This is a genomic window from Streptomyces griseiscabiei (assembly GCF_020010925.1).
Taxonomy (GTDB): Bacteria; Actinomycetota; Actinomycetes; order Streptomycetales; family Streptomycetaceae; genus Streptomyces; species Streptomyces griseiscabiei.
Genome location: NZ_JAGJBZ010000002.1, coordinates 3,100,489 through 3,126,013, shown reverse-complemented (window position 1 = coordinate 3,126,013; position 25,525 = coordinate 3,100,489). Strand labels below are relative to the sequence as shown.

The 25,525-nt window shown below is 72.9% G+C and carries 26 protein-coding genes; 4 read left to right on the top strand and 22 right to left on the bottom strand.

Annotated elements, in window-relative coordinates:
• Window positions 1-2 precede the first annotated feature (2 nt).
• The 13 genes from J8M51_RS30845 to J8M51_RS30785 form a co-directional block, all read right to left on the bottom strand.
• Window positions 3-548: a hydrogenase maturation protease gene (locus J8M51_RS30845; RefSeq protein WP_216588844.1), complete on the bottom strand. Its 546-nt coding sequence runs from the start codon at window positions 546-548 to the stop codon at window positions 3-5.
• Entirely contained in the window at window positions 545-2,005 is a 1,461-nt protein-coding gene (locus J8M51_RS30840) for a hypothetical protein (protein WP_086761597.1), read from the bottom strand. The genes J8M51_RS30845 and J8M51_RS30840 overlap by 4 nt, the downstream gene beginning before the upstream one ends.
• A complete protein-coding gene (locus J8M51_RS30835) occupies window positions 2,002-2,703 on the bottom strand; it encodes a DUF6084 family protein (RefSeq protein ID WP_086761599.1) in 702 nt (233 codons plus the stop codon). Before J8M51_RS30835 ends, J8M51_RS30840 begins: the two co-directional genes overlap by 4 nt.
• Window positions 2,700-3,329 carry a DUF5947 family protein gene (locus J8M51_RS30830; protein ID WP_086761601.1) on the bottom strand — a complete coding sequence of 210 codons (630 nt, stop codon included), beginning with the start codon at window positions 3,327-3,329 and terminating at the stop codon, window positions 2,700-2,702. Before J8M51_RS30830 ends, J8M51_RS30835 begins: the two co-directional genes overlap by 4 nt.
• Window positions 3,326-3,844 carry a protein kinase family protein gene (locus tag J8M51_RS30825; protein ID WP_086761603.1) on the bottom strand — a complete coding sequence of 173 codons (519 nt, stop codon included), beginning with the start codon at window positions 3,842-3,844 and terminating at the stop codon, window positions 3,326-3,328. The genes J8M51_RS30830 and J8M51_RS30825 overlap by 4 nt, the downstream gene beginning before the upstream one ends.
• Window positions 3,841-5,625, bottom strand: coding sequence for a nickel-dependent hydrogenase large subunit (locus J8M51_RS30820; protein WP_086761605.1), 1,785 nt, complete (start codon window positions 5,623-5,625; stop codon window positions 3,841-3,843). The genes J8M51_RS30825 and J8M51_RS30820 overlap by 4 nt, the downstream gene beginning before the upstream one ends.
• Window positions 5,626-5,714: 89 nt before the next feature.
• Window positions 5,715-6,803, bottom strand: coding sequence for an NADH-quinone oxidoreductase subunit B family protein (locus J8M51_RS30815; RefSeq protein WP_086754028.1), 1,089 nt, complete (start codon window positions 6,801-6,803; stop codon window positions 5,715-5,717).
• 138 nt (window positions 6,804-6,941) lie between these two features.
• Entirely contained in the window at window positions 6,942-8,648 is a 1,707-nt protein-coding gene (locus J8M51_RS30810; protein WP_267299612.1) for an enoyl-CoA hydratase-related protein, read from the bottom strand.
• Window positions 8,649-8,791: 143 nt separating this feature from the next.
• Window positions 8,792-9,049 (bottom strand): hypothetical protein, encoded by a 258-nt coding sequence (locus tag J8M51_RS30805; protein ID WP_086755638.1) that lies wholly within the window; start codon window positions 9,047-9,049, stop codon window positions 8,792-8,794.
• Window positions 9,036-9,350 (bottom strand): DUF6400 family protein, encoded by a 315-nt coding sequence (locus tag J8M51_RS30800; protein ID WP_086755639.1) that lies wholly within the window; start codon window positions 9,348-9,350, stop codon window positions 9,036-9,038. Before J8M51_RS30800 ends, J8M51_RS30805 begins: the two co-directional genes overlap by 14 nt.
• 118 nt (window positions 9,351-9,468) lie before the next feature.
• Window positions 9,469-10,134: a TOPRIM nucleotidyl transferase/hydrolase domain-containing protein gene (locus tag J8M51_RS30795; RefSeq protein ID WP_086755640.1), complete on the bottom strand. Its 666-nt coding sequence runs from the start codon at window positions 10,132-10,134 to the stop codon at window positions 9,469-9,471.
• Between the two features lie 104 nt (window positions 10,135-10,238).
• On the bottom strand, window positions 10,239-10,688 hold the full coding sequence (locus tag J8M51_RS30790) for a spore-associated protein (RefSeq protein WP_086755641.1): 450 nt from the start codon (window positions 10,686-10,688) through the stop codon (window positions 10,239-10,241).
• Window positions 10,689-11,162: 474 nt separating this feature from the next.
• Window positions 11,163-11,627 (bottom strand): molybdopterin-dependent oxidoreductase, encoded by a 465-nt coding sequence (locus J8M51_RS30785; protein WP_398857432.1) that lies wholly within the window; start codon window positions 11,625-11,627, stop codon window positions 11,163-11,165.
• A gap of 317 nt (window positions 11,628-11,944) precedes the next feature.
• On the opposite strand from J8M51_RS30785, the gene modA reads away from it, so the two are divergent.
• From modA to J8M51_RS30765, 4 genes are all read left to right on the top strand, one after another.
• Complete coding sequence (gene modA / locus J8M51_RS30780; RefSeq protein WP_086755644.1) at window positions 11,945-12,772, top strand: molybdate ABC transporter substrate-binding protein; 828 nt, start codon at window positions 11,945-11,947, stop codon at window positions 12,770-12,772.
• Window positions 12,769-13,656 carry a molybdate ABC transporter permease subunit gene (gene modB / locus J8M51_RS30775; RefSeq protein WP_086755645.1) on the top strand — a complete coding sequence of 296 codons (888 nt, stop codon included), beginning with the start codon at window positions 12,769-12,771 and terminating at the stop codon, window positions 13,654-13,656. The genes modA and modB overlap by 4 nt, the downstream gene beginning before the upstream one ends.
• Complete coding sequence (locus J8M51_RS30770; RefSeq protein WP_086755646.1) at window positions 13,653-14,846, top strand: ABC transporter ATP-binding protein; 1,194 nt, start codon at window positions 13,653-13,655, stop codon at window positions 14,844-14,846. Before modB ends, J8M51_RS30770 begins: the two co-directional genes overlap by 4 nt.
• Window positions 14,847-15,033: 187 nt before the next feature.
• Window positions 15,034-16,242 carry an MFS transporter gene (locus J8M51_RS30765; RefSeq protein ID WP_086755647.1) on the top strand — a complete coding sequence of 403 codons (1,209 nt, stop codon included), beginning with the start codon at window positions 15,034-15,036 and terminating at the stop codon, window positions 16,240-16,242.
• A gap of 58 nt (window positions 16,243-16,300) precedes the next feature.
• Here J8M51_RS30765 and J8M51_RS30760 read toward each other — a convergent pair whose 3' ends face one another.
• The 9 genes from J8M51_RS30760 to J8M51_RS30720 all read right to left on the bottom strand — a co-directional run bounded on the left by J8M51_RS30760 (window position 16,301) and on the right by J8M51_RS30720 (window position 25,505).
• Window positions 16,301-17,224: an ADP-ribosylglycohydrolase family protein gene (locus J8M51_RS30760; protein WP_086755648.1), complete on the bottom strand. Its 924-nt coding sequence runs from the start codon at window positions 17,222-17,224 to the stop codon at window positions 16,301-16,303.
• A gap of 135 nt (window positions 17,225-17,359) precedes the next feature.
• The gene (locus J8M51_RS30755) at window positions 17,360-18,580 is read right to left on the bottom strand and encodes a sialidase family protein (RefSeq protein WP_086755649.1); all 1,221 of its coding nucleotides are present in this window, start codon (window positions 18,578-18,580) and stop codon (window positions 17,360-17,362) included.
• Window positions 18,577-19,356 carry an HpcH/HpaI aldolase family protein gene (locus J8M51_RS30750; protein ID WP_086755650.1) on the bottom strand — a complete coding sequence of 260 codons (780 nt, stop codon included), beginning with the start codon at window positions 19,354-19,356 and terminating at the stop codon, window positions 18,577-18,579. The genes J8M51_RS30755 and J8M51_RS30750 overlap by 4 nt, the downstream gene beginning before the upstream one ends.
• Before the next feature lie 25 nt (window positions 19,357-19,381).
• A complete protein-coding gene (locus tag J8M51_RS30745) occupies window positions 19,382-20,362 on the bottom strand; it encodes an aldo/keto reductase (protein WP_086755651.1) in 981 nt (326 codons plus the stop codon).
• Window positions 20,359-21,243 carry an ABC transporter ATP-binding protein gene (locus tag J8M51_RS30740; RefSeq protein WP_086755652.1) on the bottom strand — a complete coding sequence of 295 codons (885 nt, stop codon included), beginning with the start codon at window positions 21,241-21,243 and terminating at the stop codon, window positions 20,359-20,361. Before J8M51_RS30740 ends, J8M51_RS30745 begins: the two co-directional genes overlap by 4 nt.
• A complete protein-coding gene (locus J8M51_RS30735) occupies window positions 21,240-22,085 on the bottom strand; it encodes an ABC transporter ATP-binding protein (RefSeq protein WP_086755653.1) in 846 nt (281 codons plus the stop codon). Before J8M51_RS30735 ends, J8M51_RS30740 begins: the two co-directional genes overlap by 4 nt.
• A gap of 3 nt (window positions 22,086-22,088) precedes the next feature.
• The gene (locus J8M51_RS30730) at window positions 22,089-22,994 is read right to left on the bottom strand and encodes an ABC transporter permease (RefSeq protein ID WP_086755654.1); all 906 of its coding nucleotides are present in this window, start codon (window positions 22,992-22,994) and stop codon (window positions 22,089-22,091) included.
• A 3-nt stretch (window positions 22,995-22,997) separates the two neighbouring features.
• Window positions 22,998-23,927, bottom strand: a complete 930-nt coding sequence (locus J8M51_RS30725) for an ABC transporter permease (protein WP_086755655.1) — start codon at window positions 23,925-23,927, stop codon at window positions 22,998-23,000.
• A gap of 3 nt (window positions 23,928-23,930) precedes the next feature.
• Window positions 23,931-25,505: an ABC transporter substrate-binding protein gene (locus J8M51_RS30720; protein ID WP_267299611.1), complete on the bottom strand. Its 1,575-nt coding sequence runs from the start codon at window positions 25,503-25,505 to the stop codon at window positions 23,931-23,933.
• Between the last annotated feature and the right edge of the window lie 20 nt (window positions 25,506-25,525).

Here is a 25,525-nt window from a genome sequence, read left to right as displayed (position 1 = left end):
CCTCATGTCGCGGCCTCAGCGGTTGAGGCCTGTGCCGCGGACGGCTCACCGTTCCGCAGCAGCTCTTCGATCAGCCGGACGGCCTCCGGTACGGCCTCGGACACCGGCAGGCTGAGGCCGATGCGCTCGTCCACCGAGGCCGGTTCGCAGCCGACGACCAGGACCCGGCGCGGTGGTTCGCCGCCGGTACCGGCGCAGAGGGTGCCCAGCAGCGCAAGGACGGTGTCGGGGGTCATCCGGTGGCCGTCCAGGGCGGGCGCGGCCGGTGACGGGCTCGCGCCGCCGACGTCGTGCTCGATGACGTACAGCGTGCCGGGGGCTCCGCCGCGTGCGGTGGCGTCCACGAGGACGAGGGTGTCGTAGCCGTCCAGGAGCTGGTAGGCGAGGTGCACGCCCCGCACCCCGATGTCCACCACCTCGGTGTGCGCCGGGAGTTCGCGTTCGGCGAGCAGTCGCGCGGTCTCCACGCCGAAGCCGTCGTCGCCGAGGAAGACGTTGCCGATACCGGCGACGAGGGTCCGAGGGCCGGGCGGGTCCGTGGGGTTCATGCGGGGTCCTCCAGCGGGGTGACCTCGTCGGGCTGGAAGTACAGGAAGCGGCCCTGTTCGCGGCGGATGTCGGCGCCCGGGTCGCCCTCGACGGTGACGGCGAGGTGCACTCCGCCGTCGACGTCGTGCAGGACGGCCTCGACGGTCGCGGTGCGGCCCCGCAGGAAGATGTCCTGCGCGTCGGTGCGCCGCAGGCCGGGGTGGAGTGCGACACGGCTGCCCTTGCCCACCGGCCGGCCGTCCACGACGACCCGGTCCCGCTCCGGGTCGAAGCCCGCGTCGCTCGCGGGGTCCCACCAGGGGGTGTCCGGCCGTGGCACCCCGCACTCGTCGGGGAAGCCGTCGGCCCGCACAGCGGGATCGGGGCCGGGAGGCGTGGGTCCGGCGGGATCGGGGCCGGTGACCTCGCGCAGGCTGCGCACCGCCCCGTGCAGCCGTTCCAGGACCTCGGCCGGCATCGAGTCCGCCAACTCGATGACGGCGGCGGCCCGTTCGTCGGTGCCCCGGGCCTCGCGCTTCTCCTCGTCGGTGAGGGCCGCGGTGCGCAGGGCGAGGATCTCGTCGATCTCGGTGGCGTCGTAGAGCGCGCCGGGGCTCTCCGGGGCGATGGCCGGGTGGTCCTCCAGGATGATCGGCGAGGACAGCACGAGGTCGGCGCGGCCGGGTTCGCCGGCGAGGACGGGCCAGGTGTGGAGGTTGCGGCAGGCGGCGACCGCGCCCTTGGCCCACTCGGGGGGATCGGTCATCGACAGGAACGAGCCGGCGCTGAGAGCCATGAGGAGGTGGGTGGCCACCAGGGAGTGCGGCAGTGCCGCGTCCCGGTCGGCGGCCCGGCCCTCGGGCGGGGTCCAGCCGCTGGTGTTCTCGACGACGGCGGTCAGCCGCAGCACCCGGTAGGGGCCGTCGAGTTCACGGGCGGACAGGCGGACCGTCCCCCTGATCTCCTCGCAGCGCCGGACCAGCCGGCCGACGCCGCGACCGGCCGCGTCCAGGACGGGTGCGGTGTCCTCCCGCGCGAGGAGGTGGAAGGGGTGGGTGACGCCGTCGCCGAGGAGGTCGTCGACCAGAGCGATCACCTCGACGCGTTCCTCGAACCCCTCGTCCCAGGGCACCAGCACCCGGTCGTCGAGGTCGAGTTGGGGGACGGTGTCGTAGCCGCCGTCCGGGCGGAGCCGCTGCACGGTGCGCCGCCGGGCGTGCAGGAACCGCACCTCGACCGAGAGGGTGGCACCCGCCCTGGGCTCCATCAGGCATTCGGTGTGCTGGAAGTCGTGCTCCTCGCACTCGGCTCCCCAGCCGGGCGGCACGAGGACCCCGAACTGCCAGCGCAGCCGGTTCTTGGCCGCCGAGGCGCGGTACGGGTAGAGCACATAGCCCTCGAAGAGGACGGCGTCGGCCACCTGCCGGGCGAGGGCGAACCGTTCCTCGGTCTCGGCGGCGAACGCGGTGACGGTCACGGGTCGGTCCTTCCGGTGGTGCCGGTGAGCGCGCGGAACGGGTCCGGCGCGGGCGCGGGCGCGTCCGCGGCGCGGCTCCCGTCGAGCAGGGCCGTGAGGGTCGCCTCCCAGGAGGGCAGCGCGTGCCGGGAGCGGTAGGCGAGGAGGGCGTCCATGGTCGCGCGGGGCAGCCGGATCCAGCCGCAGCCGGGGAAGTGCTGCTCGACCATCTCCCGCCAGGCGGTGACGGGCATCCGGAAGGTGGCCTCCCGGTCCCAGGGGACGGGTTCGATCCGGAAGCCGCCGTCGCCGGTGAACGCCGTGCCGGAGAAGAGCATCAGCAGGGGGACCTCGCCCTCGGTGAGGGCGGTGAGGTAGCGGGTGGCGGCGATCTCCATGTCGTAGGTGCAGGGCACGACGAGGTCGGTCTCGATCTCTCCGGTGAAGCTCGGGACCATGACGGCGACCTGGGCGAACTGCACCGGCTGGAGGGTGCTGCCCCAGCGGGAGCGGTCGCCGAAGAGGTCCGCGAGTCCGTCGGCCTCGGCGGGTTCGTAGCCGCGCCGGGCGGGTTCGATACGGATCTGGCAGCGCAGCGCGAGGGCGTGCACGCGCGCGTTGTCGGCGGCGGTGACGCGCAGCCGGAAGACGAGGGTCGGGCCGGCGGCGTAGCGGTCGGCGCGGACGCCGGTGCAGGCGAAGGAGAACTCCGTCGTCATGGGCGCACCGCCTCGGCCACCGGACGGGCACGGCGCGCGACCTCGGCGAAGAACGTGTCCAGGGCGGCGCGGGCCTCGGCCCCGCCGTCGAAGCCCTGCCACAACAGGCGCATACGGCCGACGAGTTCGTAGCAGATGTCGATGGGGACGAGGTGGCACCGGCCGCGTTCGCCGGTGCGGTGCAGCAGGAGCGCCTCGACGTCGGGTTCGAGGAGTGCGGCGAGGCGGCTGCCGCCGAGGACCGCTTCCCAGGTGGCCGGATCGAGTTCGCTCTCGGTGGCTCCGGCCGGACTCGGGTAGAGGGCGACCAGCCGGTCGAGCGCCGCGTTGCGGAAGAGGAAGGCGACGCCGACCGGGATCTGCAGGGCCTCCCACGCGGTGTCGTCCAGGCGGTGTCCGGGGTCGGTGAGGTAGCGGGCGGGGACCGCGCGGAAGCGGCCCGCGGCGGCGCCCGGCTGTTCCATCAGCAGCGCGCAGGCGGTGCAGGCGCAGACGAGGGCGCGCTTCTCGGTGTCGACCAGATGGCGGTGCTCCCCGGGCACCGCCACCGCGCACAGTTCGCATCGTTCGGGCCGCGGCGGGCGTTCGGTGACGAACCGGCGCAGGCCGGCTGTGGCGGCGGTCACCGGCTCTTCGTCCCGATCTGCAACAGGGTGGGCGCGGCCTTCAGTTCGACGACCGTGACCTCGGGTGCGAAGCAGGTGAGCGCCGCTTCGGCGGCCTGCCGGGCGTCCTCGCCCGAGCCGCAGCCGCAGCCGCCGCCGCTCTCCGGGGACCGCAGCGTGAGCGTGCCGGTGTCCTCGTCGAAGTCCTCGATCTCCAGGGCGTGTTCGCGGACGCTGTCGAGGGCGCGGGCGATGCGGGTGTCGCGGTCCTCGGGGTGCAGCTCGTGCAGGACGAGGAGGCTCGCGACCAGTTCGTCTCCGAGCAGGCGCGCCGTCGGGTCGCCGGGGGCGGCGGACAGCAGGTGGAGGGCGCGGGCGAGGCCCGCGCCGTAGAAGTCCATGAGGGACCGGACGAGTTCCTCCGCAGCCGTGGTGACGGCGGGGTCGCCGCTCGTCGCCAGCCGGTCGAGGATCTCCTCGACGCGGCGTCCGGTCTGCTGCGCGTCGACGGGCCGGGCCGTCGTGGCGGCGCTCATCCGCCCAGTCCGCTCAGGCCGGTGGGCACGTGCATCGACTTCACGGTCCTGCCGCCGCCGACGTACATGTGGACGCCGCAGGGCAGACAGGGGTCGAAGCTGCGGACGGCGCGCATGATGTCGATGCCCTTGAAGTTCTCCGGGGTGTTCTCCTCGAAGATGGGTGTGTTCTGCACGGCGTCCTCGTACGGGCCCGGTGTGCCGAAGGTGTCCCTGGTGCTGGCGTTCCAGGGGGTCGGTGGATACGGGTGGTAGTTGGCGATCTTGCCGTCGCGGATGACCATGTGGTGGGAGAGGACGCCGCGTACGGCCTCGGTGAAGCCGACGCCGATGCCCTCGTCCGGGACCTCGAACTTCTCCCAGGTCTGGGTGCGTCCGGCGCGGACCTCCGCGAGGCCCTTCTCGGCGCAGTGCAGGGCAACGGCGGCAGCGTACGCCTGGAAGTAGGTACGGGCGCGGTTGCGTTCCAGGGCGTTGGACCACTTCGGGATCTTCCACTCGAAGGTGGTCTCCGGTTTGGTCATGGTGCGCGGCAGGTTGATGACCACGCTGTGGCCGGTGGCCTTGATGTAGCCGATGTCGACGAGCCCGGACAGGGCGGTGGACCACAGGCGGGCGATGGGGCCGCCGCCGGTGTCCAGGGCGAGGTGGTCCTTGCCGTCGAACCAGCGCGGGGACATCACCCAGCTGTACTTGTCGTCGAAGTTCCGCTTCTGCGGGGCGGGGATGGTGTGCTGGTTCCACGGGTGGCGCGGGTCGACCGGGTTGCCGAGCGGGTCGTGGGTGACGAACTGCTCCTGGCCCTGCCAGTCCTCGTAGTAGGAGCTGCCGAGCAGGATGCGGATGCCGAGGTTGATCTCGGTGAGGTCGTTGGTGACGAGTTTGCCGTCCACGACGACGCCGGGGGTGACGAACATCTTCCGTCCCCAGTCGGTCATGTTGGCGTAGGTGAAGTCGCAGTGCTCGGGGTCGTTGAGCGCGCCCCAGCAGCCGAGCATGACGCGGCGGCGGCCCACTTCCTCGTAGCCGGGCAGTGCCTCGTAGAAGAAGTCGAACAGGTCGTCGTGGAGGGGGACGACGCGCTTCATGAACTCGACGTACCGCATGAGGCGGCTCATGTAGTCGGTGAAGAGCTGGACGGAGGCGATGGTGCCGACGCCGCCCGGGTAGAGCGTGGAGGGGTGGACGTGGCGGCCCTCCATCAGGCAGAACATCTCGCGGGTGTAGCGGCTCACCTGGAGCGCCTCGCGGTAGAACTCGCCCTCCAGCGGGTTGAGCGAGCGCATGATGTCGGCGATGGTGCGGTAGCCGTGCTCGGCGGCGTGCGGGGCCTCGGTGCGTTCGGCGAGTTCGAGGACGCCGGGGTTGGTCTCCTTGACCATCTTCTCGCAGTAGTCGACCCCGACCAGGTTCTCCTGGAAGATGTTGTGGTCGAACATGTACTCCGCCGACTCACCGAGGTTGATGATCCACTCGCCGAGGTGCGGGGGCTTCACGCCGTACGCCATGTTCTGCGCGTACACCGAGCAGGTGGCGTGGTTGTCGCCGCAGATGCCGCAGATGCGGCTGGTGATGAAGTGCGCGTCGCGGGGGTCCTTGCCGCGCATGAAGACGCTGTAGCCGCGGAAGACCGACGACGTGCTGTAGCACTCGGCGACCCGCTTCTGCTTGAAGTCGATCTTCGTGTGGATGCCGAGGGAGCCCACGATCCGGGTGATCGGGTCCCAGGCCATCTCCACCAGGCCACTGCCGTCACCGGCCGTCTTCGTCTTCGGTGCCATCTTGGGTGCGTGCCCTTCGTTGCGTCATTGCGCGGGAGGTTGGGGTGGGGGGTGCGCTGGGCGGGGGGCCGGCTACGTGCGGGGGCCGCTCACCACGGGGGCCGGTATCCGGTGGTGATCTTCTCTCCGGTACGGCGCCACTTGGGCTCCTGGTCCACGGTCCTGGCGGTGATCGACCGCAGCCTGCGGACCACGGCGCCGTACGCCCCGCTGGCGTTGCTGGACAGCTTGGCGCCGGGGGGTTCGTCCATGAACGGCATGAACTTGTCGGGGAAGCCGGGCATGGTGCAGGCGATACAGATGCCGCCGACGTTGGGGCAGCCGCCGATGCCGTTCATCCAGCCGCGCTTGGGGACGTTGCACTTGACGACCGGGCCCCAGCAGCCGAGCTTGACGAGGCAGGTCGGCGAGTCGTACGACGTGGCGAACTGGCCCTGTTCGTAGTAGCCGGCCCGGTCGCAGCCCTCGTGCACGGTGGCCCCGAACAGCCAGGTGGGGCGGAGTTTGTCGTCGAGCGGGATCATCGGGGCGGCGCCGGCGGCCTGGTAGAGCAGATAGGTGAGCGTCTCGGAGAAGTTGTCGGGCTGGATCGGACAGCCGGGGACGCACACGATGGGGATGCCGGCCTGCGACTTCCAGTCCCAGCCCAGGTAGTCCGGGACGCCCATCGCGCCGGTCGGGTTGCCCGCCATGGCGTGGATGCCGCCGTAGGTGGCGCAGGTGCCGATGGCGACGACCGCCAGGGCCTTCGGGGCGAGCCGGTCGATCCACTCGCTGGTGGTGATCGGCTGGCCGGTCTCGGGGTTGTCGCCGAAGCCGCACCAGTAGCCCTCGGGCTTGATCGCCTCGTTGGGGATGGACCCCTCGACGACCAGCACGAACGGGTCGATCTCGCCGCGCTCCCCCTTGAAGAACCACTCGATGAACGTGTCCGCGCCGCCGACCGGACCGCACTCGAAGTCGATGAGCGGCCAGTGGACGGCGATCTTGGGCAGCCCCGGCAGCACGCCGAGCACGATCTCCTCGATGCTGGGCTGCATGGCCGCCGTCAGCGCGACCGAGTCGCCGTCGCAGCTGAGGCCCGCGTTGATCCAGAGAATGTGGATCGTGGGGGCCTCGTCGGCGGGCGCGCCGCCCGCGTTCGTGGCATCGACTGTTGCCGGCGTCGCCTCAGTCATGGGACCGCCTCCTGGGGAGGTAAGGGATGAAAGCCTTGATTTCGACCATCGGTTCTCTTCGTATCAGCCGATCGGCCGCGACGGGCCGCCATCGGGGGCCGTTCCGGTGACATCGGCCGAGGAGCGGAACCGGGCGGTTCACGCAACCGGGGCGGGTCCCAGATGCGGTGGGGTGTGCGCCGGCCGCTCCTTGTGGACGAAGGCGCGACGCAGGGCGTGGTACGGGGCGGCCGGGTCGTCGAAGGTCCGGCGCATCCGGGCCAGCTCCCGCTCACGGAAGCCGGCGAGCGGGGTGGTGCTCTCCAGCCGGTCCAGCTCGGCCTTCTTCGCGGTGATCCGTGCCGCCGTCGCCGGAAGGGCGGCGAGACGCGCCGCCAGGCCGCCGACCTCCCCCGCGAACGCGCCGGGACCGCGGTCGACGACCCGGTCGACGAGCCCGAGGCGCAGGGCGCCCGCCGCGCTCACGGGCAGGGCGTCGCGCATGAGCCGTTCGGCCGCCTCCGGTCCCACCCGGCGCGGCAGCGAGTACGTCCAGTACTCCGAGCCGTACAGGCCCATCAGCCGGTAGTGCGGGTTCAGCACGGCGCCCGCGCGGCACCACACCTCGTCGGCGGCCAGGGCGAGCATGACCCCGCCCGCCGCCGCGTTGCCCGCGACCGCCGCGACGACGAGCCGGTCGGTGGTGGTCAGGACGGCCTCGACCAGGTCGTCGATGGCCTCGATGTTCGCCCGGGACTCGGCGGCGGGGTCGGCGGCGGCCTCGATGACATTGAGGTGGATGCCGTTGGAGAAGAAGTCCCGCTCCCCGCCCAGCACCAGCACCGTCGTGGGCCGCGCGCAGGCCTCCCGGTAGGCGTCCAGCAGCCGCCGGCACTGGTCCGTGCTCATGGCGCCGCCGGGGAAGGAGAAGGACAGGAAGCCCACGTTCCCGTCCTCCCGGTACCGGATGTCCGACCACGTGTCGTACGGCACCTCGGGCAACGGGGGCAGGGCGTGTTCGGGCAGCGGCGGCAGCCGGTCACCCAGGGCTCGTACGGCCGGCAGTCTGAAGGTGGGCGGCTGCCCGGGTGCGCGCCGGGGCCGCAGCTCGGGGATCCACACGGCGCCGTCCTTGGTGGCCCGGCAGAGGGCCCCGGCGCGGGTGGCCAGCAGCTCGCCCGGCCGGCCGCGCAGCACGCTCTCGGGATGTCCACCGTGCAGGTACCACTCGCCGCCGAGCAGGGCGTCCAGCACACCGGGCTGCGAGTCGGCCGCCCGCAGCGCGCGCAGCACGTCCTCGGTGGAGTCCTCGGCCCAGTCGATGCGCCGGACGCCCTGGTCGAGGTAGGGACGTGTGCGCAGCCGGGGGTCGGTCCCGGCTGCCGCGTTCTGCCGGAGCGGTACGTGGACGCCCCCGGCGAAGCGCTCCACCGCGAGCAGGACGGCCTCGACGGCGGCGTCGGCGATCTCGCCCCGGTACAGCTCGCTCTTGGACACCGGCGGGATCCGGCACGGCACGGTGGCCCACACATCTCCGGCGTCCATCTCCGCGTCGGCCTGGAGGACGGTGACGCCCCACTCCTCGAAGCCCTCGTGGATCGCCCAGTCCAGGGAGGAGGGTCCCCGGTCGCCGAGGGGTCCGGGGTGGACGACGAGGCAGGTGTGCGCCGACCAGACCTCCTCGGGGATCGCCGTCCGCAGCATCGGGGCGACGATCAGCCGGGGCGCGTGGCGTCGTACGGCTTCCGCCAACGGGCTGTCCGGCAGGGCGAGTTCGACCGCCACGGTGTGGCCGCGGTCGCGCAGCTCGGCATGGGTGCGCTGGGTGAGGCTGTTGAACGCGCTGGCCAGGATCAGGATGTGCACGGCTGCCTCCGGGCGGACGAACGGCAGGCAGGGATGACCGCCGACCGAGATCCTCGGCCACGGGGGTCCGCCGTCCCCGGCGACAGACGGGCCGGGTCATCCGAAAGCGGGCGGCGCTCCGCCGTACGGCCGCGCGCGGCCCCTCAGCGGCGTCGCAGTCCGCTGACGATGCGCTCCCAGGGGGTGCGGGTGGCGCCGAAGTGGGTCTCGTGGGCCCAGATGTGCGTGCACGAGCGGCACTGCAGATGGAGCAGGCTGCCGTGGTGGGCCAGGAGGTAGCGCCAGTGCTCGGAGCAGGTGCGGCCCTCCTCGCAGGTGCCGCATCCGCGCCGGTCATCGCAGTTCGGGCAGGCCACCCAGGCACGGCGTCCGATGTCGGCCTGCGGGTCAAGCGGCAGCACGGCCGCCGCCTCCGCCCGGCAGCACCCCGGCCGCGACCAGTTCGTCGTACACCCGCTGCTGCTCCGCGCTGAGGCCGGAGTAGAGGAGCGCGTACGCCGCCTCCTCGTCGTGCAGGGCGGCCACGGGGTCCCAGTCGGGGCCGAGGGCGTCGAGGACATGGGCGCGCCGGAGCATTTCGTGCGCGGTCAGGTCGACGACCAGGTCGACCGTCGGGGAGGCGTCGGGACGGGCCTCGGCGGGTTCGCTCGCGGTGACGGGTTCATCCGGTTCACCGGGAAGGGCACGGCCATGGTGGGACATATGACCGAACGTAGGTAAGCCTTCTCCGCCCCGGCAAGAGCCAGTGGGAGAAGTCACACCAGGTCAGGGCGCCGGACTGGGGTTCGGGGGCGGCGGCCGGAGGTCTGCTCGCCGACGCTCACAGACCGGCGAAGAGATCGTCCAGCGGGGCGGGCACCTGCTCGGGGGTGAGGGCTTCGACCAGGAGGCGGCCGTAGCGGATCTTGCGGCCCTTCTTCGTGCCGAGGAAGCGGCGCAGCTGCTGGTGCCGGGAGCGGCCGTGCTGGGCGGGCTGCCGTACGAAGGTCTGCCAGGGGCGCAGTTCGTCCGCCGCCTCGATGATCTGCTCGACCCGGGCCGGGCCCAGCGCGCGGATCAGCTCGTCCTCCAGGTCCGCCGTGCAGACGAAGACGCTCGGGCGGGGTGCCGGGGCCGGGTCGTCGCGGTGGCGGTCGGCGCGGTTCGGGTCGGCGCGGTCTCCGCCGCCGAGGCCACGGTCGAAGAAGGGCCTCTCGCGTTCGTCGCACAGGCCGAGCAGACGCAGGCCCAGGCCGGACGGTCCGAGGAGTCCCGCGTAGCGGCCGACGCTCATCGCCCCGCCCATCGGCATCACGCACACGCCCTCGGCGGCCAGGTCACGGCCCCGCCGCTCGGCCAGCGCCTCGACCGCAGCGAGGTCGCTGAGCCCTTCCAGCAGGACCGCGGTGTGCACTCCGAGGTGCTCCGCGAGTTCCCTCGCGGGCCCGCCGGAGCCACCGGCCGCCCAGCCGGTGACCTCGTCCCGGAACATCCGTATGTCGCCCATGCCGGGGAGTCTGCTACGTCCACCGACAGCGGCGCACGCGATATTCGGCTGCGCGGTCGCGCGCCCGCGCAGCCGAACGGTTCACGAGTGACCGCGGCTCCGGATCAGCGGATCTCGGTGGTCCGGGTCTCCTTCAGGGAGCCGCAGTTGGAGTTCTCCACCGACACGTACACGTTGTCGATGCTGCCGCCCCAGCTGACGCAGTGGCCCTTGCCGTAGACGTAGGCCGGCCCCGCGTACGACGAGTAGTTGTCGGCGTCACTGGCGTACTCGTCGGTGGCGGGGACGTAGATCCACGTGGACATGGGCTTGAGCGAGCCCGGGTTGGTGCGGATGGTCGCGACGCAGTTCTCGCCGTTCGACGAGTTGTACGTCAGGTACACCTTGCCCAGCGTGCCGATCGGCGCCGAGTTGACGGTCTTGTAGGCCTTCCCGCAGACACCCTGCGGGGTGACGTTGGGAGCGGCGGACGCGGTCGCGCTGAACGCGGTCGCGGAGCCCACCGCCAGAGCCGTTAACGCTCCGACGGTCGCCAGATTGCGGATGGATCGCATATTTCCCCCTTGGGTCATGGGAGCACCTTTGCTCCCACTTGATATGACCCGCGAGTGGTGCGGATGGTTGTACCGGGTTCGGAGGTGGTCGGCCGTCGGCGGAGCGGGGTGGGGCGTCCGTGCTTGTCAGGGGGTGTGGAGTGCCCCGGGAAAACCGGCGAACTCGCTTCCCTGGCCGACGAGATGGATCTCCGGGAGCCGCAGGATCCGCCGGCGGCACCGCCCGGTCCGGCGGGTGCTCCCCTGTTCGCCGTCCGCGATGAGGCGAACGTCGTCGCCTAGGGCCCTTCTGATGGATCTCCGTGGGCGAAGGAGCGGCGTTCGGTGCGTGCGCTCGGCGTGCGGCGTGGAGGGTCTTGTGGCGGAGCCACCTGGCCCTTCGCGCCGTGCGGCTGGGGGTCCCCCCACGCCCTTGAGGCAGTGGGGGAGTGCGTGCCGGGCGTCGCGACGCCGCGGAGATCCATCGGAAGGGCCCTAGACCGCTCCCGGCGACGGGTCCGTGGCACCGGCCCGGTAGCCGCCGTCCACGCGGATCTCGGTGATGCCGCTGATGTGCCGGGCGCCGCAGCGGTCCTGCGGGAGGACGAGCTGGGGTCCGGTGCGGTCGAGCGGGGCGGCGTCGAGGGTGACCGCGAGCAGGACGGGCGCCCGCCCGAAGTCGGGGTCGATCTCGGCCCAGGAGAGCAGGGCGTGGTGGCCGTCCACGCCGGTGACGGCGATCAGGAAGCGCAGACGGTCCTTGCGGCGCACGGGGTCGAAGCCGGGGCCCGCCGCCGACAGCACGTCGTGCAGCAGTGGTCCGGTGAAGCGGTGGTGCCGGACGCCGCTGGTGGCGCACTCGAATGCGACGTCGGTCTCGTGCTGCGGCCAGGTCAACAGATCGGGCACCGTCAGCCGGGACGGCCGGGCCAGATCACCGGCCAGGGCCAGTTCCGCCATCGGCACGGCGGCCGGACCGAAGGCCCTGTCCGCGGCTCCGGCCGCGGCCTTGCCGGCGGTCCTGCCCGCGGGTGCGAGGGGCTGACTCATGGGCTGTCACCTCCCGGAGGACAGTACCCGGGCGGGCGCCCCGTGCAAACGCACATGCCAGCCCCGCCCGTTCTCCTCCCAGCTCATGCGAAGCTACAGGCGACATTCCGCTCGCATCTGCGGCAGTATCATCGGCGCACGCACACCTGCCGCACACGGGGGTGCGGAACGGTCCGCCAGGACCGCAGGTGATCGTGTCCGTCAGGACCAGAGGGAGTGGACCCGTGATGACCCGAACCGCGCGCCGGACCCGTCGGCCGCTGCAGCTGGCCGCGCTGGGGGCCTCCGCGCTGCTGGCCCTGAGCGCGTGCTCGTCGTCCGACGGCCCGTCGTCGGCGAAGTCGGACTCCTCCGCGTCCGCCTCGTCGTCGGACGGGCCGTCCGGCACGGTGACCGTGTTCGCCGCCGCGTCGCTGAAGGAGAGCTTCACGACGCTGGGCGAGCAGTTCGAGAAGGAGCACCCCGGGACGAAGGTCACCTTCAGCTTCGGCGGCAGCGACTCGCTCGCCGCGAGCATCACCGGTGGCGCCCCGGCGGACGTGTTCGCCTCCGCCAGCCCCAGGACGATGGCGATCGTGACGGACGCCGGGGACGCGTCCGGGACTCCGGCCACCTTCGTCCGCAACCAGTTGGAGATCGCGACCCTGCCGGGCAACCCCGACAGGATCGCCTCCCTCAAGGACCTCACCAAGTCCGGTCTGAAGGTCGTCCTGTGCGACAAGGAGGTGCCCTGTGGCGCCGCCGCGCAGAAGGCCCTGGACGCCGGCAAGCTGAAGCTCACCCCTGTCTCCTACGAGCAGGACGTCAAGGCCGCGCTGACGAAGGTCGAGCTGAAGGAGGCCGACGCCGCCGTGGTCTACAGGACCGATGTGCGCGCGGCGGGTGAGAAGGTGGAGGGCGTGGAGTTCCCCGAGTCCGCCGACGCCATCAACGACTACCCGATCGTCCAGCTCAAGGACGCCCGGAACGCCGACGCCGCCGAGGCGTTCATCGAGCTGGTGCGGTCCGCCGACGGCCAGAAGGTCCTGACCGAGGCCGGGTTCCTCAAGCCGTGACCCGACCGACCGACGCGACCGACGCCGCGGCCGACACCCTCCGGGGCGGTCCGCGGCGTCGGCGCGTCCGCGCGTACGGCCGGAACGGACGGGGCGGCCACGGCGGCCGGGGGGCGCCCCTGCCGCTGCTGGTGCCCGCGCTGATCGGCCTGGCGTTCCTGATCGTGCCGCTGGTCGCGCTGCTCGTACGGGCCCCGTGGCGCAGTCTGCCCGCGCTGCTGACCAGCGCCGAGGTGTGGCAGGCGCTGCGGCTCTCCCTGGTGTGCGCCACCGCCGCCACCGCCGTGAGCGTGGTCATCGGAGTGCCGCTGGCCTGGCTGCTGGCCCGCGTCGAGTTCCCCGGACGCGGACTCGTCCGGGCTCTGGTCACCCTGCCGCTGGTGCTGCCGCCGGTGGTCGGCGGTGTGGCGCTGCTGATGGCGCTGGGCCGCAACGGCGTGGTAGGGAAGTCGCTCGACGCCTGGTTCGGGATCACGCTGCCGTTCACCACGGCGGGCGTCGTGGTCGCGGAGGCGTTCGTCGCGATGCCCTTCCTCGTCATCAGCGTCGAGGGCACCCTGCGCGCCGCCGACCCGCGCTTCGAGGAGGCCGCCGCCACGCTCGGCGCCTCCCGCTTCACCGCCTTCCGCCGGGTCACCCTGCCGCTGATCATGCCGGGCATCGCCGCCGGTGCCGTGCTGGCCTGGGCGCGGGCGCTGGGTGAGTTCGGAGCGACGATCACCTTCGCGGGCAACTTCCCCGGCCGCACCCAGACCATGCCGCTGGCCGTGTATCTGGCCCTGCAGAGCGACCCGGAGGCCGCCATCGCCCTCAGTCTGGTCCTGCTGGCCGTGTCCGTCGCGGTGCTGGCGGGGCTGCGTGACCGTTGGATGACGGCGGGATGAGGGCGCGTCGGTCCGGCGGGACGAACGAGCCGCGCCGCGGCGGGACGAGCGGGTTCCCCGGCGATGCCGCTTCCGGCACCCCTGCCGGGGCCGCTGCCGCTTCCCGTGACTCGGCGTCCTCCGCGTTCTCCGCGTCCTCCGCGTCCTCCGAGGAAGGGCTCGACGCCCGTCTCGTCGTCGAGCGTGACGCGTTCCGGCTGGATGTGACGCTGCGTGTGGCGCCCGGTGAGGTCGTCGCGCTGCTGGGTCCGAACGGTGCGGGGAAGACCACCGCCCTGCGTGCCCTCGCCGGTCTGACGCCGCTCACCGCCGGCCGTCTGCGGCTGGACGGCGCGGCGCTTGAGCGTACGCCGCCGGAGTCCCGGCCGGTCGGTGTCGTCTTCCAGGACTATCTGCTCTTCCCCCATCTGACGGCCCTGGACAACGTGGCGTTCGGCCCGCGCTGCCAGGGGGCGACCAAGGCGGAGGCGCGTGCGCGGGCCGCCGAGTGGCTCGACCGTCTGGGGCTCGCCGACCACGCCGGGTCCAAGCCGCGCAGGCTCTCCGGCGGCCAGGCGCAACGGGTCGCCCTCGCCCGCGCCCTGGCCACCCGCCCCCGTCTGCTGCTCCTCGATGAGCCCCTGGCCGCGCTGGACGCCCGTACCCGGCTGGAGGTCCGGGCCCGGCTCCGGCGCCACCTGGCCGATTTCGAGGCCGTGGCCGTACTGGTCACCCATGATCCGCTGGACGCCATGGTGCTGGCGGACCGGCTGGTCGTCGTCGAGGACGGCCGGGTGGTCCAGGAGGGCGCCCCGTCCGTCATCGCCCGCCATCCCCGTACGGACTACATCGCCCAGCTGGTCGGCCTGAACCTCTACCGGGGCGAGGCCGACGGTCACACCGTCCGGCTCGGCACCGGACCGGCCGTCACCACGACGGAGGTGCTGTCCGGTCCGGTCTTCGTGGCGTTCCGGCCCAGCGCGGTCACCCTCTACCGCGACCGTCCGACCGGGGCCAGCGCCCGCAACCTCTGGCGCTGCGAGGTCGCCGGTCTGGAGACCCACGGCGACCAGATCCGCGCCGACCTCACGGGAGAGCTGGCGCTCGCCGCCGATCTGACCACGGTCGCCGCCGCCGAACTCGAACTGCACCCGGGCGCCGAGGTCTGGGCGGCGGTGAAGGCGACACAGACGCACGCCTATCCCGTCTGAGGACGCGTACGGGAGGGCTGTCGCCCGGACCGGATCGCACCGGTCCGGTGTGCGAACTCGGCCTCGCCGCGGGTGCGGCGATGGCCTCCGTCAGTGTCACCGACGCGGGCGGCGAACCGACCGCGTGCCCCCCGAGAGGGTCGGCGTCGGGGCGCGTGCGGCGGCGGGCGAGGTTACCTTCGGCGGTATGGACGGTGATCTTGGACGCTGGCGCCCGTGCCTGCTCGCCGGGGCCGTGTTCGCCGTGTGCATGGCGGGCACGACCCTGCCGACCCCCCTCTACGGCCTCTACCAGGAGAAGTTCGGCTTCTCCGAGCTGACGGTCACCGTCGTCTACGCCGTCTACGCCTTCGGGGTCATCGGCGTACTGCTGCTGGCGGGCAACGCCTCGGACAGCGTGGGCAGACGGCCCGTGCTGCTGTGGGGCCTCGGGTTCGCGGCGGCCAGTGCCGTCTGTTTCCTGTGTGCCACCGCGCTCGGCTGGCTGTACGCGGGGCGGCTGCTGTCGGGGCTGTCCGCCGGCCTGTTCACCGGGGCGGCCACGGCCTACGTCATGGAGCTGGCACCACGGGGCGGCGCCTCGCGGGCCACGTTCGTGGCGACGGCGGCGAACATGGGCGGCCTCGGCTGCGGTCCGCTGCTCGCCGGGGTGCTCGCACAGTACGCGGACCGGCCGCTGTACCTGCCGTTCGCCGTCCATCTCGCCCTGGTGGTGTGCTCGGCCGCCGTCCTGCTGCGGCTCCCGGAAACCGTGCGGGAGCGTCGGCCGCTCGGCGCCGTACGGCCGCAACGCCCCAGTCTGCCGCCACGGGTGCGAGCGGTCTTCGGGCCGGCCGCCACCGCCTCGTTCGTGGGGTTCGCCCTGTTCGGGGTGTTCACCTCGGTCAGCCCGGCCTTCCTCGCCCAGTCCCTGGACGTACACGATCACGCGGTGAGCGGGCTGGTCGTCGCGCTGGCCTTCTTCGCCTCGACCGCCGGGCAGTTGGCCGTCGGCCGGGTCGGGACGACCCGCTCGCTGCCGCTGGGCTGCGCCGGGCTGCTGGCCGGGCTGGCACTGCTGGCCGGGGCGCTGTGGTGGGAACTGCTGGCCCTGGTGGTGCTGAGCGCCGTCGTGGGCGGGGCCGGGCAGGGGCTGGCCTTCCGTGGGGCCCTGTCCGCGGTGGCCGCCGCGTCCGACCCGGACCGGCGCGCGGCCGTGATCTCGACCCTGTTCGTGGTGGCCTACACGGGCATCTCGGTACCGGTCATCGGCGTGGGCCTGCTCGCGGAACCGATCGGACTGGAGGGTGCGGGGCTGGTGTTCATCGCGTGCATGGCTCTTCTGGTGTCGGTCGCGGCCGTCTATCTGCTGCGGCGGCGGCCGGTAGCGGCGCGGGAGACGGAGCGGGCGCGCTGACCGCGCGCACCTGCTCCCCGCACCGGCTCCGCGCGCCGGGTCCGGCCCGCACCGTGCCCTACCGGACGCCCGTGGCGGCGTCCCAGCGGCTCCGGGCGGGGATGGCCTCGCGGGCTTCGCGCCATGCGTCGGGGATCTGGGCCGTACCGCTGTGGGCCGCGACGACGCCTCCCGCGATCGCGCAGGTGGTGTCGCGGTCGCCCCATCCGGCCACGGTCTGCCAGAGCGCCTCGGTCAGGTCGTCCAGGTGTCCCGCGGCGGACCACAGGGCGAAGGGAACCGTGTCCTGGGCCGAGATCAGCGTCCCCGAGCCGAGCACGGACGCCGCGTGGCGCACCGAGGTGCGGTCGGAGAAGTTCGCGGCCACGAGCAGCCGGGAGCGGACGTCGCTGTCCGGCACATGGCCGGCGATCTCGCGCAGGAACTCCGGGCGGGGCGGGGTGTCCGGCCCCTCGTGGGTGGCCGCCAGTGCCGCCGCGACGGCCACGGCCACGGCGCCGGCGACGGCCTCGGGGTGGGCGTGCGTGGTCAGCGCGGACAGCCGGGCCTGCTCGGCGGCGAGGGGCAGATCGTCCCGGAACCACGCTCCGAGGGGGGCGACCCGCATCGCGGCACCGTTGCCGTGGGAGCCCTGCCCGCCGAACTGCGCCGTGGTGACGGCCCGCCAGTCCGCGCCCTCGCGAATGCCCCGGAGCAGACCGTGCATCGACGGCCCGTACCCGCGCTCCGGGTCCCGCTCGTACTCGGCGGCGAACTCCTCCGCCAGCCCGTCCGGCCGGACCTCACCATGGGCCGTCAGATGGGCGAACAGCACGAAGGCCATCGCGGAGTCGTCCGTCCACAGCCATGGACTCGGGCGTGGCGTCCGCGCGCCCCACAGCTCCTCGGCGTTCTCGTCGGAGCTCGTGAACCAGCCGTCCCCGAAGGCATCGCCCCACACGAGGCCGTCCAGGCTGGCGTGTGCGTGCGGCGGGCCGGCCATCGGAGTGCTCCTCTGAGAGTGGGTGCGCTGGAGAGTGGGTGCGACGCGGGTGGGTTCCGGCATCGCCACGGCATTCTCGTCGCAACCCTGTCATGCGCGCGACCGCGTTTGAGGGCCGCTGCCGCCTCGCCGCCGCTACCGCAGGACCAGGCGGATGTGGCGGATGACCTTGCGGTGGTGGGTGTAGGCGATGTGGACGGCGCCGTCCGGGGTCTGGGCTATCGAGGGGTAGGAGAGCTCGCGGTTGAGGCCGTCGCGGGAGTTGTTGGTGAGGCAGTGACCGTCACCGGTGACGAGGTCGGTGCGCAGGGGCCAGGTGAGGCCGGCGTCGGAGGAGAGCGCGAGGCTGAGCGGGGCGCGGGGAGCACCCCAGAAGGCGCCGGGCGCCGCCGCGAGGGCCGTGGACGCGGTGGGCGTCGCGACGTCCCGCCGGGCCGCCGTGGGTGTCGCGTGGGCGGCCTCTCCCCCGCTGTCGCCGAGCGCGCCCGAGTCGTCGATCTCGTCGTAGAGGGAGACGCGGCGGGCGGTGGCGTCGGCGGCGCTGCTGTGGTTGTAGACGAGGGCGAGGCGGCCGTCGGTCAGGGGGAGGTACTGGATCGACGAGTTGTTGTTCGGCAGGTCGAGCGGCTGCGGCTCGCTCCAGGTGTCGCCGTCGTCCAGCGACACGGACCGGTGCACGGCGTCGGCGCGGCGGCTGCGGAAGAGGGCGAGGAGGGAGCTGTCCGGGAGGGGGTGGACGTTCATGTGGACGAGGCCGGTGGAGCCGGGCACGGGCTGCTCGCGCCAGGTGCCGCCCTGGTCGCCGCTGATCATCACCGCGCTGGTGTCGAGGTCGCCGGACCACTTCTCGCCGGGTGTGGTCCGGCAGCGGAAGACGGGCACCAGCAGTCGGCCGGTGGGCAGGAGGACGGGTGGCTGGCGGACGAAGACACCTCCGGTCCCGGGCGTCGCGGGGAACAGGGTGCGGGGCTCGTCCCAGGTGACGCCGTTGTCGTGGCTGACCCGGAGCCGTACCTCTGCGGTGTCCTGGTCGCCGCCGCGCTGGGCGGTGTGCAGGAGCCACAGGGCACCGGAGGGTGCGGGGAAGAGGAGGGGGTTCTGCTCGGAGCGGGCCGGGTCGTCGGAGAGCCGGATCGGGTCGGTCCAGGTGGTGGCGCCGGGCGTGAGCCGGGAGAACCAGACGCAGATGTCGGCCACACCTTCCTGGGTGCCGCCGAACCAGACGCAGCCGAGGTCGCCGCCGGGCAGGACGGTGAGGTTGGCGGCGTGGTTCTGTACGGCCGGCGCCGGGAGTGTGGTGTCGGTGCGGTCGACGGTGGCGGACAGGTCGGAGAGTTCGGACAGGTGGTCGGTCACAGCGCCTCCCCGGGCGTGCGGGCGGCGGACAGGTGGCGGCGCGCGCTCTGTTCCAGGTGCACCAGATCGCAGGCGACGGTCGCGAAGGTGAAGCCCTCGGCGAGGCGCTTGGCGGCGCTCGCCCCGTCCGGGTTGTGGATGCCCGCGGCGATACCGGCGGAGGCCGCCGCCTCGCGGACGGTGACGAGCGCGGCCTCGAAGGTGTCGGCGAGGGCCGGGTCCGTGGACGTGGCGCCGCCGAGGGCGAGGCGCAGGTCGGAGGGGCCGACGTAGACGCCGTCCAGGCCGGGGGTCGCGCAGATCGCCTCGACGTCGGCCAGTCCCTCCGCCGTCTCGATCATGGCGAGGACGACCGTGGCGTCGTGCGCGGCGGCCGGGTCGGGGCCGATCCGCAGGGCCGAGCGCATCGGTCCGTAGGAGCGCCGGCCGTGCGGGGGATAACGGACGGCGGCCACGGCCTCGGCGGCCTGTGCGGCCGTGTCGACCAGGGGCACGATCACCCCGGTGGCGCCCGCGTCCAGGGCGCGGCCGATCGGGCCGGGGTCGTTGGCCTCCACCCGGACGAGGCCGACAGCGGTGGAGCCCTGGCAGTCGACGGCGAGGAGGTTGTTGAGCATGCCGGAGTAGCCGAACAGGCCGTGCTGGGCGTCGAGGGCGATGTAGTCGTAGCCGAGGCGGGCGATGCGTTCGGTGGCAACGGGCGCGTCCAACAGGCACCAGTAGCCGAGGAGTTGCTCGCGGGCGCGCAGGGCGGCGGTGAACTCTGCCGGGGTCATGGGGTTCCTTCTGCGGAGAGGGGGCTCAGCGGTTGTAGGCGGGCATGGGGCCGCGCAGGGTCGCGCCGACCGCGTCGCAGGCGGCGGTGACATCGGCGGGCAGGGGGCCGGCCTGGGCGGCGGCGAGGTTGGCGGTCAGGTGCGCGGTCCGGGAACCGCCGAGCAGCAGCGCGTCGGTGGAGGGGCGGTCGAGGAGCCAGCGCAGCGCCAGTTCGGTGAGCGGGACGCCCGCTTCGCCGGCGATCCGGGCCAGTTCGGCGACGGCGTCGAAGAGGCGGGGGTCCCAGTAGCGCTGCCGGTACATCCCGGCGAGCCGCGAGTCGCCGAACCGGCCGGACCCGGGGGCCTGCCCGTAGCTGTGCCGTCCGGTGAGGAGGCCGCCGCCGAGCGGGTTGTAGACCAGGGTGCGCAGTCCGGTGACGGCCGCGTACTCGACGTACTCCTCCTCGATCCGGCGGGCGAGCAGATTGTGCAGCTGCTGGGCGACGACCGGGCGCGGGGCGCCCACCTCGTCGGCGGTGCGGGCGAGTTCGGCGATCTGCCAGGCGGCGAAGTTGGAGACGCCGAGCGCGCGGACCTTGCCCTCGGTGACGAACTCGGCGACGGTGGCGAGGGTTTCCGTCAGCGGCGTGGTCCGGTCGGGCTGGTGCAGATAGAACAGGTCGACGTGGTCGGTGCCCAGGCGCTTGAGGCTGCCCTCCAGGGCCGCCCGCAGTCCGGCGGCGGACAGCGGGGCGTGCTCGCCCTGGTCGGGGTGGGGGATGCCGGCCTTGGTGGCGAGCACGATCCGGTCGCGGTGGGCGGGCAGCAGGCCGGCCAGGATGCGTTCGCTCTCCCCGCCCGCGTAGCCGTTGGCGGTGTCCACGCCGGTGACGCCGGCCTCCAGCGCCGCCGCGAGCATGTCCGCGGCGCCCGCCCGGTCGACGGTGTCGCCGAACGTCATGGTGCCGAGGACGAGACGGGACAGGGGCACGGGTACGTTCGGCAGTGCGATGCCGGTGGTCACTTGCCGGTTCCTTCCGGTGGGACGGTCAGGGGGGTGCGAGACGGTTCCGGCGGCGCGGTGGTGGCCGCCGGGGCGCGGGGTTTGAGTCCGTGGATCGCCTTGGGATCGAGGGCGGCCCGGCGCAGCGCGCGCGTGTACGGGTCGGTGGGCGAGACGAGCACGTCGGCGGTGGGGCCGCTCTCGACGACGCGTCCCGCCCGCAGGACGACGACCTCGGTGCTGATCTCGCGCACCACGCCGAGGTGGTGGGCGATGACGATGTACGTGGTGCCGGTCTCGGCCTGCAACTCCCGCAGCAGATCGAGGACCTGGGCCTGTACGGAGACGTCGAGTGCCGAGGTGGCCTCGTCGCACACCAGCAGATCGGGGCCGGAGGCCAGAGCACGGGCGATCCCGATGCGCTGGCGCTGTCCGCCAGAGAACTCGCCGGGCCGTCGCTGCAGCGCGGTCGCCGGGAGTCCCACGCGGTCGAGGAGCGCGGCGGCGCGGCGGTGCCGTTCGGCCCGTTCCCCGACGCCCGCGAGGCGCAGCGGTTCGGCCACGATCTCCTCGGCGGTCAGATGAGGGTCGAGGGAGCCGTAGGGGTCCTGGAACACCATCTGGACACGGCGTCTGAGCGGCCTCAGCCGTCGCTCGGACAGTGCGGCGAGGTCGGTGCCGTCCAGCACGATCCGCCCGGACACGGGCTTCAGCAGCCGTACGATCGCGCGGGCGAGGGTCGACTTGCCGCAGCCCGACTCTCCGACGACGGCCAGCGAGCCGCCGCGCGGCACGCTGAAGCTGACGTGGTCGACGGCGCGGACGTTCCCGGCCGGGGTCGGGTAGTCGACGACGAGGTCCTCGACGGCGAGGAACGGTTCCTGTGATGTCGTCTGCTTCATCGTGCGGCTCCCTGCGCGGTCCGGCCCGCGTATCCGTCCTCGTCCTCGTCCCAGGGGCCGAGGCTCGGGACGGCGGCGAGGAGCTTCTGGGTGTAGGGGTGTGCCGGTCGCTCGACGATGTCCTCGGCCGGTCCCGACTCGACGAACCTGCCCTCCTTCATGACATGGATGCGGTCGGAGACCAGCCGGGCCACGCCGAGGTCGTGGGTGATCATCAGCATGCCCACGCCGGTGCGTGCCTGGAGGTCCATGAGCAGGTCGAGCACGCTGGCCTGGACGGTGGCGTCGAGGGCGGAGGTCGGTTCGTCGGCGATCAGCAGCCGTGGTTCGGCGGCGAGCGCGACGGCGATGAGGATGCGTTGCAGCATGCCGCCGGAGAACTGGTGCGGGTAGGCCTTCCAGCGTGTCTCGGGCCTGCTGATCCGTACCTGGTCGAGCAGGAGGGTGCCGCGCTCGCGGGCGTCGGCCCGGGACAGGCCGGGGTGGCGCAGGCGGAGGGCGTCGCCCAGTTGCCGTCCGACGGTGTGGACGGGGCTGAGGGCGGTCATCGGGTCCTGGGGGATCAGGGACACGGTGTGGCCGCGGGCCCGGCGGGCGGCTCCGGGGTCCGCGACGACGTCCTCACCGGCGATACGTGCCGTGCCGGAGAGGACGGCGAGTCCCTCGGGGAGCAGCCGCAGCACACCCATCGCCGTCGTGGACTTGCCGGAGCCGGACTCGCCGATGAGGGTGACGGTCTCGCCGTGTCCGACGGTGAAGCCGACGCCGTCGACGGCGCGGACGACGCCGTGCGGGGTGAGCAGTTCGATCTGGAGGTCCTCGACTTCCAGCAGCGGGTTCATGGCTCAGGCTCCCTTCGGTGTCCTGCGGGCGCGGACGCGGTCGCGCAGGCCGTCGCCGAGCAGGTTGACCCCGACGACCAGGAGGGCGATGACCAGCCCGGGGAGGGTGACCAGCCACCAGGAGGTGGTGATGTAGTCCTGGCCGTCGGAGATGATGCGGCCCCAGGTGGCGAACGGCCGCTGGGGGCCGGCGCCCAGGAAGCTGAGGGCGCTCTCCAGCAGCACGGCCTGGGCGAGCAGCAGCAGGACCACCAGGCTCGCCGGGCGCACGATGTTGGGGACGATGTGCCGGGCGAGGACGGACCAGCCGCGCATGCCGAGCAGCCGGGCCGCCGCCACATAGGGTTTCTCGCGTTCCACGAGGACCAGGGAGCGGGTCAGCCGGGCCACTTCGGGCCACTGGGCGATGGCGATCACACAGGTGATGACGGTGACCGAGGGGCCGAAGAGCGCGACGACGAGCAGCAGCATCATCAGCAACGGCAGCGCCAGCTGGGCTTCGAGGAACCGGCTGACGACCGTGTCGATCCAGCCGCCGAAGTAGCCGGCCGCCGAGCCCGCCACGATCCCGATGAGACCGGAGACGACGACGGCGAGGACGCCCACGGACAGCGAGACCTGGCCGCCGTGCAGGAGGCGGGAGAGCAGATCGCGGCCGAGTTGGTCGGTGCCGAACAGGTGTCCGTCGGTGAGCGGTGGCAGTCGGCGCCCGGAGAGGTCCTGGGCGTTCGGGTCGGGCAGCGGCAGCAGGCTCGCGAGGGCCACGGGCAGGGCGACGAGCGCGGTGCAGACGGCTCCGGCCCACAGCTTGATCCGGGCGCCGCGCCGCCGGCGGGTGGCGGTGGCGCGGGCGAGGTGCCGTGCGGTGACGGCGCTGGGCCGTTCCGTCTCGGCCACGGGGGTGGTCATGGCTCAGGCCGCCTTTCCGAGTCGTACCCGCGGGTCGAGGAGCGGGTAGGCGAGGTCGACGAGGAGTTGGACGAGGACGGCGAGGGTCGCCGTGACCAGGACGGTGGCCTGGATGAGCGGGTAGTCGCGGGTCTCCAGGGCGCGGACGACGAGGGAGCCGACGCCGGGCCAGCCGAAGACGACCTCGACCACGACGACGCCGTTGAGGAGCGCCGCGAAGCGGGTGCCGACGGCGGTGACCAGCGGCACGGCCGAGTTGGCGAGGCCGTAGCGCCAGGTCAGGGCGCGTTCGGAGACCCCGCGGGAGCGGGCGACGGTGATGTACGGGGAGGCGAGCGCCGTGGTCATCTCCCGTCGTACGAGGCGTGAGATCAGGGCGAGTTGGAGGATCGCGATGGTGACCGTGGGCAGGATCAGCCCGCTCCAGGAGGTGAAACCGGAGGCGGGCAGCACGGGCAGCAGGACGGCGAAGACGGTCAGCAGCATCACGCCGGTCCAGAAGTCCGGCATGGACTGCCCGGCGATGGTGAGGACGTTGGCGCCCAGTTCGCGTGAGGTGTCGGCGCGGCGGGCCATCCACACACCCAGCGGGACCGCGACGGCCACGGTGACGGCGATCGCCGCGACGGAGAGCGTGATCGTGTACGGCATCCGGTCGAGGACCACGCCGAGCGCGGACTCGTGGAAGGAGTAGCTGGTGCCGAGGTCTCCGCTCAGCAGGTCGCGCAGGAAGATCCCGTACTGGGTGATCAGGGGCTTGTCGAGGCCGAACTGTTCGCGGACCAGAGCCAGGTCTGCGCTGGTGGCGGTGGGTCCCGCGTAGGCGGAGGCGGGGTCGCCCGGGGCGAGCCGGACCAGGACGAAGACCGTGGTCAGGGTCATGAACACGGTCAGCAGGCTCTGGCCGAGACGGCGGGCGAGGTACTTCGGCATGGCTCAGCCCTCCAGTCGTACGGTCGACAGGTCGTAGGAGTTGACCGGCAGCAGCCCGATGCCGTCGACGCGGGTGCGGCGGGCGAGCACGGTCTTGGGCACGAAGGCCCACAGGCAGGGCCAGGTGTCCCAGACGGCGTGCTGGGCGGCGGCCAGCTCACGGTCCCGGGTGGCGGCGTCGGACTCGGTGGCCGCGGCGGACAGCCGGCGGGCGATGCGGGGGATGACGTAGCCCATGAACGCGTCCCCGGTGCGTTCGTCCTCGGCCGTGCCGGCGTACATCGCCTGGAGCATGGTGACGGCCTGGCCGGTGGGTCCGGGGAAGCCGTTGCCGATGACGTCCCAGTCGCCGCCCTTGCCCTGACGCCACTTGAGGATGTCGCCGCCCGGCTCGAACTGCAGGAGGTCGGCGCGGACACCGACGTCCTTCAGCATCTCCGCGACGGCCTCCATGACGGAGGCGTCGGCGGCGAACTCGCCCGACTCCCAGATGATCCTGACCTTCAGCCCGTCCGCGCCGAGGGAGCTGAGCGACTTCCGCGCCCGGTCCGGGTCGTAGGTGTAGCGGCCGGTGCGTTCGGCGCCCTGGAGGGAGAGCGGGACGACACCCTCGGCCTGCTCCGCCGAGCCGGTGAGGACGTCCCGGACGAGGGACTCGCCGTCGATGGCGTAGGTGAGCGCGTGGCGTACCCGGGGGTCCGCCAGGGGGTGCTTGCCCGGCTTGCGGAAGTTGTAGAAGAGCTGGCAGATCCTGACCCCCGAGGTCTCCTCCAGGTGCACCCCGGGCAGGCCGGTGAGCTGCTCGGCGGAGTCGGGGGTGATGGTGTCGATGACGTCGAGTTCACCGCTGCGCAGGGAGACGACGCGGCTCGACTCCTCCGGGACGAAGCGGACCCGGACCTGGTCGACGGCGGGTCGCTTCCCCCAGTACTCGGGGACGCGGGCCAGGGTGTACTCGCCGGCTCCGCTGTCGGCGCCGGTCACCCGGTAGGGGCCGGTGCCGACGCCGGAGCGGAGTTCCTCGGGGCGGTTGTCCGCGGCGGGGGTGATGAGGATGTTGGCCATCAGCCGGTCCAGGACGGGCACCGGTGCGCGGGTGTGGAGCAGGAAGGTGCGCTCGCCGGTCGCCTCGACCTCGGGGAGTTCGGGGAACAGCCCGAGGATGAACGATCCGGCGACCTCGCCGTACATGCGGACGGCGGTGGACACGTCCTCGACGGTCACGGGCCGGCCGTCGGAGTAGCGGATCCCGTCGCGCAGCCGGACGCTCCAGGTGGTGGGCGCGGTCATCTCGAACCGGTCGGCGAGGACCAGGCCGGGCCGCATGTCCGGGCCGATGGCAGTGAGGGCCTGCCGTACGGCCCGCTGCACGGTCACCGCGGCGTCGAACTGGTTGAGCTTGTTGTCCAGGCTGACCAGGGAGCGGTTCAGCCCGAGCGTGAGGGTGCCGGGGCCGGGGGCTCCGGTCGGTCCGGCGCAGGCGGCCAGGGGGGAGAGCGCGAGGCCGGCGCCGCCCGCCGCGCCCCAACGCAGCAGGGTGCGACGGCTGGGCGTCTCACTCGGGGGAGTTCGGGTCATCGTCGACCTCTCGGGGTTCT

Excerpts from the sequence above, each read along its gene's own strand:
- J8M51_RS30845 (WP_216588844.1), bottom strand. The coding sequence starts at position 548 with ATGAACCCCACGGACCCGCCCGGCCCTCGGACCCTCGTCGCCGGTATC.
- J8M51_RS30835 (WP_086761599.1), bottom strand. The coding sequence starts at position 2,703 with ATGACGACGGAGTTCTCCTTCGCCTGCACCGGCGTCCGCGCCGACCGC.
- J8M51_RS30825 (WP_086761603.1), bottom strand. The coding sequence starts at position 3,844 with ATGAGCGCCGCCACGACGGCCCGGCCCGTCGACGCGCAGCAGACCGGA.
- J8M51_RS30820 (WP_086761605.1), bottom strand. The coding sequence starts at position 5,625 with ATGGCACCGAAGACGAAGACGGCCGGTGACGGCAGTGGCCTGGTGGAG.
- J8M51_RS30815 (WP_086754028.1), bottom strand. The coding sequence starts at position 6,803 with ATGACTGAGGCGACGCCGGCAACAGTCGATGCCACGAACGCGGGCGGC.
- J8M51_RS30800 (WP_086755639.1), bottom strand. The coding sequence starts at position 9,350 with ATGTCCCACCATGGCCGTGCCCTTCCCGGTGAACCGGATGAACCCGTC.
- J8M51_RS30795 (WP_086755640.1), bottom strand. The coding sequence starts at position 10,134 with ATGGGCGACATACGGATGTTCCGGGACGAGGTCACCGGCTGGGCGGCC.
- J8M51_RS30790 (WP_086755641.1), bottom strand. The coding sequence starts at position 10,688 with ATGCGATCCATCCGCAATCTGGCGACCGTCGGAGCGTTAACGGCTCTG.
- J8M51_RS30785 (WP_398857432.1), bottom strand. The coding sequence starts at position 11,627 with ATGGCGGAACTGGCCCTGGCCGGTGATCTGGCCCGGCCGTCCCGGCTG.
- modA (WP_086755644.1), top strand. The coding sequence starts at position 11,945 with ATGACCCGAACCGCGCGCCGGACCCGTCGGCCGCTGCAGCTGGCCGCG.
- J8M51_RS30770 (WP_086755646.1), top strand. The coding sequence starts at position 13,653 with ATGAGGGCGCGTCGGTCCGGCGGGACGAACGAGCCGCGCCGCGGCGGG.
- J8M51_RS30765 (WP_086755647.1), top strand. The coding sequence starts at position 15,034 with ATGGACGGTGATCTTGGACGCTGGCGCCCGTGCCTGCTCGCCGGGGCC.
- J8M51_RS30760 (WP_086755648.1), bottom strand. The coding sequence starts at position 17,224 with ATGGCCGGCCCGCCGCACGCACACGCCAGCCTGGACGGCCTCGTGTGG.
- J8M51_RS30750 (WP_086755650.1), bottom strand. The coding sequence starts at position 19,356 with ATGACCCCGGCAGAGTTCACCGCCGCCCTGCGCGCCCGCGAGCAACTC.
- J8M51_RS30740 (WP_086755652.1), bottom strand. The coding sequence starts at position 21,243 with ATGAAGCAGACGACATCACAGGAACCGTTCCTCGCCGTCGAGGACCTC.
- J8M51_RS30735 (WP_086755653.1), bottom strand. The coding sequence starts at position 22,085 with ATGAACCCGCTGCTGGAAGTCGAGGACCTCCAGATCGAACTGCTCACC.
- J8M51_RS30730 (WP_086755654.1), bottom strand. The coding sequence starts at position 22,994 with ATGACCACCCCCGTGGCCGAGACGGAACGGCCCAGCGCCGTCACCGCA.
- J8M51_RS30725 (WP_086755655.1), bottom strand. The coding sequence starts at position 23,927 with ATGCCGAAGTACCTCGCCCGCCGTCTCGGCCAGAGCCTGCTGACCGTG.
- J8M51_RS30720 (WP_267299611.1), bottom strand. The coding sequence starts at position 25,505 with ATGACCCGAACTCCCCCGAGTGAGACGCCCAGCCGTCGCACCCTGCTG.